This window comes from Micromonospora sp. NPDC048063 (assembly GCF_043202855.1).
GTDB lineage: Bacteria > Actinomycetota > Actinomycetes > Mycobacteriales > Micromonosporaceae > Micromonospora.
Window position 1 is genome coordinate 113,719 of the sequence record NZ_JBIDBG010000015.1, and the last position, 11,962, is coordinate 125,680.

The window sequence follows — 11,962 nt, forward strand, 5'->3', positions numbered from 1 at the left end:
CCCGGGCAGGGCAGCCGGCGGGTGGTCAGGCGATGCGGCGGATACGGCGGACGGCCAGAAGGAGCAGTAGCGCCGCGAGCGCGACGAAGATGCCGGTCTCGATGCCCTGGAACAGCCAGAACCGGCTCTCGGGCTGGTAGAGCCACCAGTTGTAGGCGCCCGGCCCGAGGCCCAGGTCGGCGCCGCAGTCCCGCCCGTCGGGGCCTGTGGCACCGGGCGGGCAGATCACCTGGGCGTTGGGTGCGACGAGTTTGCCGTTGGCGTCGTGGACGCCGTTGGCGAGGATCCAGTCGCGTCCCCCGATGGCGAGCCTGTCGGTGGAGCCCTGCACCGGGTAGGTCAGCTCGCGGGCGGGCAGGTAGCGGGGCCTGGCCAGCGCGGCCACGGCGACGCGCAGGCCGAGGAAACCGACCAGCGTGCCGGCCATGGCGGGCAGCGCCCGGGGCCAGACGGTGCCGGCGAAGACGCCCAGCGCGACCGCGAAGAGGGTGTACCCGATCGGCACCACGCCCTGCATGTCGAAGAAGAACGCATCGAACCGGCTCTGCCGCCAGCCCTGGTTGAGCGGGGTCAGCCACCAGGACATGCCCAGCCCGTAGGCGACGGAGACGAGCAGCGCGGCGGCTCCCACGAACCCGAACTTGACCAGCGCCCAGCGTTGCCGGCTGACGCCCTGGGTCCAGACGAACCGGTGGGTGCCCTGCTCGACCTCGCGGGCGATCAGCGGGGCGCCCCAGAACAGGCCGACCAGCAGCGGCAGCACGAGGAAGAGGATGCCCGCCAGGCTCAGCGTGCCGAACTGGTCGTGGAACTGGTTGAAGGCCCGGTCGCAGGTCTCGCCGAGCCCCGGCGTCGGGCCCGGGTCGCCCGCGGCGACGCACTTCGGCAGGCCGTAGTCGTCGAAGGCGTCGCGCATCGCCAGGCCACTGATGATTATGAACGCGCCGAGGACCGCGAGCCCGCCCAGGGCGAACAGCGCGTCCCTGCGGTGTTGCCGCCAGGTCAGCCAGATCATGCCGGCACCCCCCATTCCTCGTGGCTGGCCTGCGCGTCGCCGTCGGCGAGGTAGGCCAGGATGACGTCCTCCAGGGACACGCCCCGCACGCTCCACCGCGGGTCGGCGACGGGCCCGTCGGCGCGCACCAGCAGGGTCGACTGCCGGTCGGTGTGGCTCGCCCGCACGACGTCGGCGACGCCCGGGATCGGCTCGCCGCCGTGCCGGGGGCCGATCAGGCGCCGGTGCGCGGCGACCAGGTCCTCGACCGCGCCAGCGAGCCGCACCTGGGCGGCGTTCAGCACGATCAGGTGGTCGCAGACCCGTTCCACGTCCGCCAGCAGGTGCGAGGAGAGCAGCACGGTGGTGCCGGAGTCGGCCACGCTGCCCATCAGGGTCTGCAGGAACTCCCGCCGGGCGAGCGGGTCGAGGCTGGCCACCGGCTCGTCGAGCAGCAGCAGCCGGGGCCGCTTCGCCAGGGCGAGGGCGAGCGCCACCTGGGCCCGCTGCCCACCGGAGAGCTTGCCGACCGGCTTGTTCGGCGGGATGCCGAGATCCGCCAGGCGGGAACGCGCCATCGCCGCGTCCCAGCGGCGGTTCAGCCTGCCGCCCGCCGTGATCAGCTCGGCCGCGGTGAAGTCCCGGTACAGCGGCGTGTCCTGGGCGACGAAGCCGATGTCGGCCAACGCCGCCGGGTTGTCGTAGGGGGGCTCGCCGAACAGCCGCACCGCCCCGGCGTCGGGCCGCAGCAGGCCCACCGCCAGGTGCAGCAGCGTGCTCTTGCCCGCCCCGTTGGGCCCGACCAGGGCGGCGATCCGCCCGGCCGGCAAACGGAACGAGCAGTCCCGCAGCGCCCAGTGTCTCCCGTACCGTTTGCCCAGCTGGTCGGTCTCCAGCACGGCCTCCATGGCGTGTCCTCTCATCCTGCCGACGTGGCGTTCTGCGGCGGGGCTTCGACCGGGAGCGTGGCCCGCATGGTCGTCTCCACCAGGGCGGTGATGTCCTCGGGCGTCAGTTCGGCCGCCTGCGCGCGGTGCAGCCAGGCCACCAGCTCCGCCCGCAGTTCGGCCTGGTTGGGCAGGGACGCTCCGGCGAGGGTGCGCCTGACGAAGGTGCCGACGCCCGGCCGCCCCTCCGCGAGGCCCTCGATCTCCAGCTCGCGGTACGCCTTCAGCACCGTGTTGGGGTTGATGGCCAGCGACTGCGCGACGTCGCGGACCTTGGGCAACTGGTCCCCGGGGACCAGCAACCCCACCCGCAGGGCCTGTTTCACCTGCTGCACGAGCTGCATGTAGGTGTTCACCTTCGACCGGCCGTCCAACACGAACTCGATCACCCGCCGCGCCTCCCCTATTGTCTTACGACAGTAGGACTATAGAACAAGTTGGCGCCGACGGAAGCCCCCTTCCAACGGGGGAGGATGTCAGACCAGGCCGGCGACGGCGCCTATCGCGGTGATGGCGACCGACACCTGCTCGGCGAGAGGACCGTCGACCGGCCACGAGCCGTCCGGGCGCTGGGTGGCGGTGAGCCGCCGGACCACGGCGCGGAACACGGGATGGTCCGGGGGCAGCAACGCCGTCCGCAGTGCGCATCCGGCGCGGGCGACGTCGGCCGGCGGCGCGTCGAGCAGCCGCCGCGCCAGGATGTCCAGTCCCTGGTCCGCCTCCTCGCGCAGCCCCACCGCCCACAGCAGGGCGGCGGCGAGCCAGGTGGTGGTGAGGCACGACGGCCAATTGCCTGAGGCTTCCACGGCCTCGCGCACCGCCCGGGCGGCCCGCCCGGCCGCCTCGGGCCGGTCCAGGACCGCCAGGCACCAGCCGACGTAGGCGGGCAGGTAGAGCGGGTCCTGCGACGGCAGGTGCCCGGCGTCCACGGCGGAGCGCACCGTGCCGTCCGGCGCGACCAGCGCGGCGAGCCAGTCGGCGCAACGGTCCACCCGTGAGCTGTACCGCAGGTCCAACTCGATGATCCGGGCGAGCCGTTCGCACGTCGCCGCCACGGAGGGGAGGCCGGCCGACCAGGGCGCCGGGAAACCGCCCTCGGGAGACTGGTCGGCGAACAGCGCGTCCGCCACGTCCAGCGGCGCCGGCCACACCCCGGTCAGCACCGTCGCCAGCCGATGCCCGTCGGACTCGTCACCGTGCGCGATCACCCACTCGACCGCCGCGCCATTGTCGATCACGAGCCGAACCTAACCCAACCCTCACCCGTGCAGGTACGCGAGGACCGCCAGCACCCGGCGGTTGTCGTCGTCCGACGGCGGCAGCCCCAGCTTGCTGAAGATGTTGTTGATGTGCTTGCTGACCGCCTTCTCGGTGACGAACAGCCGCCCGGCGATCGCCGCGTTCGACCGACCCTCGGCCATCAGGCCCAGCACCTCCCGCTCCCGCGCGGTGAGTTCCCGCAGCGGCTGTGCCGTCGCGTTGCGGGCGAGGAGCTGGGAGACGACCTCCGGGTCCATCACCATGCCACCGCCGGCCACCCGGCGCACCGCGTCGACGAACTGGTCGACATTGGACACACGGTCCTTGAGCAGGTAGCCCACTCCCCCGCCACGGTCGGAGAGCAGCTCGCGGGCGTACAACTGCTCGACGTGCTGGGAGAGCACGAGGATCGGCAGGCCCGGCAGCCGGGTCCGGGCCTGCAACGCCGCCTGGAGCCCCTCGTCGGTGAAGGTCGGCGGCAGTCGCACGTCGACGACCGCGACGTCCGGGTGGTGCCGGACCAGCGCCGGCAGCACGGACGGCCCGTCGGCGACGGCCTCGACCACCTGGCAGCCGAACGCGTCGAGGATGCGCGTCAGCCCGTCCCGGAGGAGGGCGAGATCCTCCGCGATGACAACTCGCACGGCAGCTCCATGGTCACGACAGTCGGTCCGCCGGGCGGACTCGTCACGGTCATCGTGCCATCGAAGGCTGCCAGACGGCGTTGCACGCCCGACAGGCCGGTCCCGGAGTCCGGCGTCGCGCCGCCCCGGCCGTCGTCGCCGACCACCATGGTCAACCGACCGTCACGGTACGCCAGCCGGATCCACGCCCGCGCCGCGCCGCTGTGCTTGGTGACGTTGGCCAGCGCCTCGGCCACCGCGAAGTAGGCCGCCGACTCGACCGCGGCCGGCGGGCTGCCGGGCAGCGCGACGTCGAGCTCCACGGGCAGCGGCACGGCCAGCGCGAGCGCCCGCACGGCGCCGTCGAGTCCGCGTTCGGCCAGCACCGGCGGGTAGATGCCGCGGACCAGGTCGCGCAGCTCGACCAGGGCACGGCCGCTGGTCTCCTGCGCCTCGGTGAGCAGCCGCTGCGCCGCGGCCGGGTCGTCGGCCATCAGCTTCTCGGCCAGGCCGATGCTCATGCGCAGCGCGACGAGCCGGGCCTGCGCCCCGTCGTGCAGGTCGCGCTCGATCCGGCGCAGCTCCGCGGCCTGGGTGTCGACCGTGTCGGCCCGGGTGGCGGAGAGCTGCCGGACCCGCAACGCCAACTCCTGCGCCCGGGTCGGGGCCAGGAAGAACCCGGCGAAGCGGAAGTGCAGCCACACCAGCCACGGCGCGACCACCAGGCCGGCGAACAGGAACAACCATCCCTGGGGTACGGACAGCACCGCCTGCACGAGGTTGTCCATCGGCCAGAACACGCCGTAGCCGTACCAGCCGACGGTGAGGAACAGGACCAAGGGCAGCAGCAGGACGCCCTCCAGCCCGTACACCGGCAGGACGAACGCCAGCAGGCACGCCCCGCCGGTCACCATGCCCGGCATCAGCCAGGCCAGGTCCCGCCAGGTCGCCGGGTCACCGACCACCCAGCGGAACCGCCGCCAGGTGCCGAGCCGGGCGCCCTCGGGCGCCGGCGGGTACGGCGAGGCGATCGGCATGCCGTGCCACCCGGCCACCCGGCGTTGCAGCCCGGTCGACCACCGCACCAGCACGGTGACCGCGGGGAACAGCGCGAACCCGATGCCGAGGGCCGGGATGAGCGCGAGCGAGACCACCGACAGCACGAACAGCGCCACGTTGGTGGTCAGGCTGAGCAGGGCCACGGCCAGGCCCTGCACGGCGGCGAGCGCGCCGGGCCGGACCGACTGCCTGACGAACGCGCGTACGGAGCTGTCCACGGCGCCCATTCTCCGGCACCGGTCCCACCGGAATCGGTGGTGCTAGCACCACCCACGTTCGGGACCTGTCACCCCTGCCCCCGCCCCCCTCCGGCCGAAGGATCGAGGTGTGACCACAACCAGGCAGGAGAGACCCGACATGTCCCGGCGGCAACGACTGGCCGGCCTACCGTCCGGCCGACGCACCAAGTACGCGATGCTCGTCTTCTGGCTCGTCCTCGTCGCGGTGGCCGGGCCGCTGGCGATCAAGCTGACCGAGGTGCAGAACAACGACACCCTCGGGGCGCTGCCCGCCTCGGTGGAGGCCAGCCGCGCGGTGCAGCGGGCGGAGGTGGCGTTCCCCGACTCCCAGGCGCCCCTCGCGGTCGCCGTCTACGTGCGGGAGAGCGGGCTCACCGACGCCGACCGCGCGAAGGTCGACGGCGACCGGGCCGCGTACGCCGCGTACGCCGACGGCGGCCAGGTGTCGCCCCCGGTCCCGAGCGAGGACGGCAAGGCGGTGCTGGTGTCCTTCCCGGTCGCCGGCGACGACGAGCAGCGGGCCGACGCGGTGGCCGACATCAGGGACCGGCTGGCCGCCGACGCCCCCGACGGGCTGCGCACCGCGCTCACCGGCGAGGCCGGCGCCACCGAGGACGTCTTCGACGCGTTCGCCGGGATGGACACCGCCCTGCTGCTGGCGACCGCGGGCACCGTCGCGCTGCTGCTGCTCCTCACGTACCGCAGCCCGGTCCTGTGGCTGATCCCCCTCCTCACGGTCGCGCTGGCCAACCAGCTCGCCAGCGCGGTCGTCTACCTGCTGGCCGAGTACGGCGGCCTGGCGGTCGACTTCCAGAGCCAGAGCATCCTCACCGTGCTGGTCTTCGGTGTCGGCGTGGACTACGCCCTGCTGCTCATCGCCCGGTACCGGGAGGAGCTGCGCCGGCACGCCGACCGGCACGCGGCGATGGCCGTGGCGCTGCGGAGGTCGATCGGCGCCATCTGCGCCTCGGCGGCGACCGTCGCGGTCGGCCTGCTGTGCCTGCTCGCCGCGCAGCTGCCGGCCACCCGGGGCCTGGGACCGGTCGGCGCGGTCGGCATCGCCGCGGCGTTCCTGGCCATGACCACGCTCCTGCCGGCCGTGCTGGTCATCTTCGGGCGCTGGCTGTTCTGGCCGTTCGTGCCCCGCCACACCCCCGACGCGGTCGTCGACGACGAGGCGTCCGGGCACGGGCTGTGGCGCCGCGTCGCCGGCGCCGTCGGCCGCCGCCCGCGCGTGGTGTGGCTGGGCACGGCGGCGGCGCTGGTCGCCCTCAGCTTCGGCATCGGCAACCTCAGCATCGGCATGCCGGGTGACCAGTCGTTCACCACCGAGGTCGGCTCGATCACGGGCCAGCGGATGATCGCCGCGCACTACCCGAGCGGCACCGTGGCCCCCGCCGAGATCCTGGCCACCGCCGGCACGGCCGACCAGGTGGTGGCCGCCGCCCGTGCGGTGCCCGGGGTGGCCGAGGTCGGCGAGCCGCAGCCCTCCCCCGACGGCCGGTGGGTACGCGTCGCGGCCGTCCTCGCGGACACGCCGGACAGCGACGCCGCGCTGGACACCGTCGACCGGCTCCGCACCGCCGTGCACGCGGTGCCCGACGCGCAGGCGCTGGTCGGCGGAGACACCGCGTACCTGCTCGACGAGGAACGCACCGTCGGCCGCGACAACCGGGTCGTCGGCCCGCTGATCCTGGCGGTGGTGTTCGCCGTCCTGGTGCTGCTGCTGCGGGCCCTGGTCGCGCCGCTGCTACTGCTGGCGAGCGTGGTGCTGTCCTACGTCGCCGCGATGGGCGCGGCCGGGCTGATCCTCGACGCCATGGGCTATCCCAAGCTGTTCGTGGGGATCCCGCTGCAGACGTTCCTGTTCCTGGTCGCCCTCGGCGTGGACTACACGATCTTCCTGGCCACCCGGGCCAGGGAGGAGACGGCACGGCTCGGGCACCGCCGGGGCGTGCTGCACGCGCTGACGGTCACCGGCGGCGTCATCACCAGCGCGGGCGTGGTGCTGGCGGCCACCTTCGGCGCGCTCAGCGTGCTGCCGCTGGTGCCGTCGGTGCAGTCGGCCGTCATCGTCGGCGTCGGCGTGCTGCTGGACACGTTCCTCGTGCGCAGCCTGCTCGTGCCGGCCCTGGCGCTGGAGATCGGCCGCCGCACCTGGTGGCCGGGCGTGCTGTCGCGGCGAGGGTCACCGCCGGTGCGGACGCAGCCGGTCGAGCCGGCCGCGGCGGGGGCGTAACGCCCGGCCGCCCCGCCACCGGGCGGGCGCCGGCCGCACCCAGAGCGGTACGGCCGGCGCCGCCGGTCAACTGCCGCGCCGGTCGTGGGGCACGGTGACGGTCACCGTGCAGCCGACCGGGCGGCCGATCTCGTCGTGGCCCGCGTACGTCAGGGTGTAGACGCGGTCCCCGCCGGCGCCGTCGCGTTCCGCCCGCAGCCGGCCGCTGGTGTCCGGGCTGCCGAGGGTGAAGCCGCTGACGTCCGCGACGTCGCCGCCGGTCACCGTCGTCAGGGTGAGCGCGTTCGGGCCGAGGACGCCGTCACGCAGGTCCGCCGTCACGGTGACGTCGACCATTTCGTGGTTCGGCGGCCACAGCACCGACCGGTCCACCACGCAGTCCACCTCCCGGGCGGGCACCGGCTGGTCCAGGGTGGCGACGGCGTGGCCGATCGTCGCGGTGAGCCGCCCGCCGGCCTCGTAGTACATGTGCGCCGTGCGGCCGTCGAAGTAGAACGTCGGCGCGGCCGACCGCCCCAGGTCCGGCGCGGTGTTCATCGAGTCGTGCACGACGCCGAGGTGGACCTCCCGGTCGAAGTTCTCGCCGACGTCCACGGCGTGCATGTTGCCGTCGGCGGCGTGGAAGATCACCAGGTTGCGGCCGTTCCAGCGCAGGAAGAACGGCCCCGAGGCGTTCGGGCCCTCGATGCCCTGCGGGGTCACGATCGGGTCGGGCTGGATGGTCCACGTCCGCGCGTCCGGGGAGACGGCCCAGCGGATGCGTCGGGACACCGGCCCGGTCGGGCCCGGCAGCGCGGCCGTGGGATTGTCCATGAAGAGCATCAGGTACCGGCTGCCCAGCCGCGGCACCGCCTGCTCGAACACGCGGGCGTAGGAGGTCTCCCCACCGGTGCTGTGGTCCCGGCTGACCGCCGTCCCGCCGTAGCTGAAGTGGATGCCGTCGTCCGAGGTGGCGTACCGGGTGATCGAGTTCTCGCCGTGGAAGTAGAGGAACAACTTCCGCTCGCCCTCGACCCAGATCGCGTGCGGCGAGGAGATGTGGCTGACCGTGGCGTAGTGGGGCAGCCAGGTGTTGCTGATCAACGGGTTGGCCTGGTACTCGGTCCACGGGCCGTCGATCGAGTCGGAATACGCCAGGGCGATCCCGCCGGGCCGCTCGTGGGGCGCGTAGTACAGGTAGTAGGTGCCCAGCGGCTCGGAGAAGTAGTCGGCGGCCCGGATGACGCTCGGGAAGATGAACTCGTTCGTCGGGTTGTAGGTGAGGACGCTCTTGTCGAACGCGGTGCCCGCGTAGGTGAAGCGGGGGAAGTCCGGTGCCGGGTCGGCGGCGGCCGGAGCGGCACCGGCCACGGCGGCGACCAGGAGGCCCACGCCGGCTGCCGCCACGGCGGCGCGGCTGGGCACTCGGACGGGTGCTTTCGTCATGGCTGCTCCTGCTCTTTTTCGGGGGTGGTGGGGGCGCTCCCCGGCCGGCCCGGGCGGGGAGCCGGTGCGGGGGCCGTCGACGCGGAGATCAGGGGGACGGCCCCGTACGGGTGGTGACCGTGGACGTGGCGCATCGCGCCACGGGGCGACGCGAGGTCACGCTGGGTGAGGCGGTCAGCTGACCGCAGCCGCGGGGCGGGTAGCCCGACCGGCGACTAATACGTATTAGCATTGGCGCTTCCCGAATGCTGCTCGACCCGGACCAGCCTTGTCAAGGGGGCCGCCACGCTCCCCCGGCACACCCCCGTCGCGCGGCGGGCGTCGCACGTCCCGCTGCGGCCGCCGGTGGCCCCCTCGCGGGCTAATGCGCATTAGCCCTGGGCGTTCATCTCCCTGAAATATCCACGTCCACCCCTTGACACACACCCGGTCAGCCGCCAGGCTCCTCCCAACGCCGAGCGCTAATACGCATTAGCCGCACCGGAAGGACATCGTTGTGCCCGCTACCCCCCGACGCGTCACACAGCGTGACATCGCCCGGCTGGCCGGCGTCAGCCAGGCAACCGTGTCGCTGGTGCTCAACAACCGGGCCGACGCCGACGTCCGCATCGCGCCCGAGACCCGCGACCGCGTGCTGCGGGTCATCGCCGAGACCGGGTACGCCGCCGATCCCGTGGCCCGCCGACTCGCCGCGCGGTTCAACCGGATCATCGGCGTCTTCACCTACGAGCCCGCCTTCCCCAGCGGCAGTCGCGACTTCTTCCACCCCTTCCTGCTCGGCATCGAGGACTACGCGGAGCGCGCCGGCTGCGACCTGCTGCTGTTCACCAGCGCCCCGGTCGTCGACGGCCGCCGGCGCATCTTCCACCAGGACAACCGGCTGCGGCTGGCCGACGGCTGCATCCTGCTCGGGCGGGAGATCGACGGCGCGGAGCTGAGCCGACTCAACCGCGACGGTTTCCCGTACGTCGCTGTCGGCCGCCGCGACGACGCCGGCGGCCCGGTGCCGTACGTCGGCGCCGACTACGCCAGGGCGGTGGGCGAGCTGGTGGGCCTGGCCCTCGCCCGCGGACACCGGCGCCTGGCCTACCTGAGCATGGGCACCACCGCGGAGTCCTCCGAGGACCGGCGGCGCGGGTTCGTCGCGTCTGCGACGGCCGCGGAGAGCGCCCGCCACCTGACGGCCGCCGCCCAGGACGCCGAGGCGATCCTCGACAACCTGCTCGCCGACCGGATCACCGTCGCCTTCGTGGAGGACTTCGCCACCGCCGTGGCGCTGGAGCTGGCCACCCGGCGACGCGGCCTGGCCGTGCCCGGTGACCTGTCGATCCTGACCCTCGGCGACCCGACGGTCCCGGTGCCCACCGATGTCGCGTTCACCGGGTTCCGGATCCCGCGCGAGGAGATGGGCCGGCAGTCCGTCGAGGTGCTGACCGGCGTCATCGACGGAAGCGCCGACGGCGTGCAGCAGCGACTGCTCCCCTGCGAACTCGTCGAGGGCGACACCCTCGGCGCCCCCTGATCGGCGGTCGCCGCGGCTTCGCGGTGACCGTGAAACCGGAAGGAAGCAAGTGGTACAGATGCGTGCGGACGTCCTCGTCGTCGGGGGCGGGCTGGGTGGGGTGGCGGCGGCGCTCGCCGCGGCCCGGGCCGGCCGGTCGGTCATCCTGACCGAGGAGTTCGACTGGCTCGGCGGGCAGCTCACCAGCCAGGCCGTCCCGCCGGACGAGCACTCCTGGATCGAACAGTTCGGGGCCACCGCGAGTTACCGGGCCCTGCGCACCGGGATCCGCGACTACTACCGCCGGCACTACCCGCTCACCGAACGGTCCCGGGGCTGGACGGACCTCAACCCCGGGGCCGGCTGGGTCAGCCGGCTCTGCCACGAGCCCCGGGTGGCCGTCGCCGTCATCGAGCAGATGCTGGCGCCGTACCGTGGCGCCGGCCGGCTGACCGTGCTCCAGCCGTACCGGCCGGTCGCCGCCGAGACCGACGGGGACCGGGTGGTCGCGGTGACCGTGGCGCACCGCGACCGCGACGACCGGATCGACATCACCGCCCCGTACGTCCTCGACGCCACCGAGACCGGCGAGCTGCTGCCGCTGTCCGGCACCGAGTACGTCACGGGCTTCGAGTCGCAGGCGGACACCGGCGAGCCCAGCGCGCCGGCCGAGGCGCAGCCGATGAACATGCAGGCCGTCTCCGTCTGCTTCGCCCTCGACCACGTCGACGGCGACCACACCATCGACCGTCCCGCCGGATACGACTTCTGGCGCGACTACAAGCCCGACTTCTGGGGTGACCGGCTGCTGTCCTGGCGGTCGCCGCACCCCCGCACCCTGGAGATCGTCGAACGCAGCTTCACCCCCAACCCGGACGACGACCCGCTGACCGTCAACGCCGACCAGCGGGTCAACCCCGGCGACGGCAACCTCTGGACGTTCCGGCGCATCGCCGCCCGGCGCAACTTCACCGACGGCGCGTACGGCAGCGACATCACGCTGGTGAACTGGCCGATGATCGACTACTTCGAGGGCCCGGTCATCGACGTGCCGAACGCGTCCTGGCACCTGAGCAAGGCCCGCGAGCTGTCGTACTCGGTCCTGTACTGGCTGCAGACCGAGGCGCCCCGGACGGACGGCGGGACCGGCTTCCCCGGCCTGCGCCTACGCGGCGACGTGACCGGCAGCCGGGACGGCCTGGCGCAGGCGCCCTACATCCGGGAGTCGCGCCGCATCCGGGCCGAGTACACGGTGGTCGAGCAGGACCTGTCGCTGGCCGTCCGCGGCGACCACGGCGCCGTCAGCTACCCGGACTCGGTCGGCGTGGGGATGTACCGCATCGACCTGCACCCGTCGACCGGCGGCGACAACTACATCGACGTCGGCTCCTGCCCCTTCGAGATCCCGCTGGGCGCGCTGATCCCGCAGCGCGTCGAGAACCTGCTCCCGGCCGGCAAGAACATCGGCACGACGCACGTCACCAACGGCAGCTACCGGCTGCACCCGGTCGAGTGGAACATCGGCGAGGTCGCCGGCCTGCTCGCCGACTTCTGCCTGGCGCGGGGCGAGTCCCCGCGCGCGGTCCGCGGCACCCCCCGCCTGCTGGCCGACTTCCAGGACCGCCTCTCGGCGGCCGGCGTGGAGATGCGCTGGCCTCAGATCGCGGGCTACTGA

10 protein-coding genes are annotated in these 11,962 nt (G+C 73.3%); 3 read left to right on the plus strand and 7 right to left on the minus strand.

From position 1 onward, the window contains the following. Positions 1-25: 25 nt before the first annotated feature. The 6 genes from ACGFZ2_RS28025 to ACGFZ2_RS28050 form a co-directional block, all read right to left on the minus strand. A complete protein-coding gene (locus ACGFZ2_RS28025) occupies positions 26-1,015 on the minus strand; it encodes an ABC transporter permease (RefSeq protein ID WP_393458606.1) in 990 nt (329 codons plus the stop codon). Continuing rightward, positions 1,012-1,902 (minus strand): ABC transporter ATP-binding protein, encoded by an 891-nt coding sequence (locus ACGFZ2_RS28030; protein ID WP_393458609.1) that lies wholly within the window; start codon positions 1,900-1,902, stop codon positions 1,012-1,014. Before ACGFZ2_RS28030 ends, ACGFZ2_RS28025 begins: the two co-directional genes overlap by 4 nt. Positions 1,903-1,913: 11 nt before the next feature. Beyond that, positions 1,914-2,330, minus strand: coding sequence for a GntR family transcriptional regulator (locus ACGFZ2_RS28035; protein WP_357464228.1), 417 nt, complete (start codon positions 2,328-2,330; stop codon positions 1,914-1,916). 87 nt (positions 2,331-2,417) lie between these two features. After that, positions 2,418-3,179 (minus strand): hypothetical protein, encoded by a 762-nt coding sequence (locus ACGFZ2_RS28040; protein ID WP_393458612.1) that lies wholly within the window; start codon positions 3,177-3,179, stop codon positions 2,418-2,420. Between the two features lie 21 nt (positions 3,180-3,200). Then, entirely contained in the window at positions 3,201-3,845 is a 645-nt protein-coding gene (locus tag ACGFZ2_RS28045; protein WP_357464222.1) for a response regulator transcription factor, read from the minus strand. Beyond that, on the minus strand, positions 3,797-5,110 hold the full coding sequence (locus ACGFZ2_RS28050; protein WP_393267076.1) for a sensor histidine kinase: 1,314 nt from the start codon (positions 5,108-5,110) through the stop codon (positions 3,797-3,799). The genes ACGFZ2_RS28045 and ACGFZ2_RS28050 overlap by 49 nt, the downstream gene beginning before the upstream one ends. 130 nt (positions 5,111-5,240) lie before the next feature. Here ACGFZ2_RS28050 and ACGFZ2_RS28055 point away from each other — a divergent pair, with 130 nt between their 5' ends. Further along, positions 5,241-7,361 (plus strand): MMPL family transporter, encoded by a 2,121-nt coding sequence (locus ACGFZ2_RS28055; RefSeq protein WP_393458638.1) that lies wholly within the window; start codon positions 5,241-5,243, stop codon positions 7,359-7,361. A 66-nt stretch (positions 7,362-7,427) separates the two neighbouring features. Here the strand turns inward: ACGFZ2_RS28055 and ACGFZ2_RS28060 are convergent, their stop codons facing one another. Next, entirely contained in the window at positions 7,428-8,786 is a 1,359-nt protein-coding gene (locus ACGFZ2_RS28060; protein ID WP_393458615.1) for a hypothetical protein, read from the minus strand. Positions 8,787-9,282: 496 nt separating this feature from the next. Between ACGFZ2_RS28060 and ACGFZ2_RS28065 the strand changes: the two genes are divergently transcribed. Together ACGFZ2_RS28065 and ACGFZ2_RS28070 are read left to right on the plus strand one after the other, a co-directional pair. Beyond that, a complete protein-coding gene (locus tag ACGFZ2_RS28065; RefSeq protein ID WP_393458618.1) occupies positions 9,283-10,308 on the plus strand; it encodes a LacI family DNA-binding transcriptional regulator in 1,026 nt (341 codons plus the stop codon). A 58-nt stretch (positions 10,309-10,366) separates the two neighbouring features. Beyond that, positions 10,367-11,962 (plus strand): FAD-dependent oxidoreductase, encoded by a 1,596-nt coding sequence (locus ACGFZ2_RS28070; RefSeq protein ID WP_393267067.1) that lies wholly within the window; start codon positions 10,367-10,369, stop codon positions 11,960-11,962.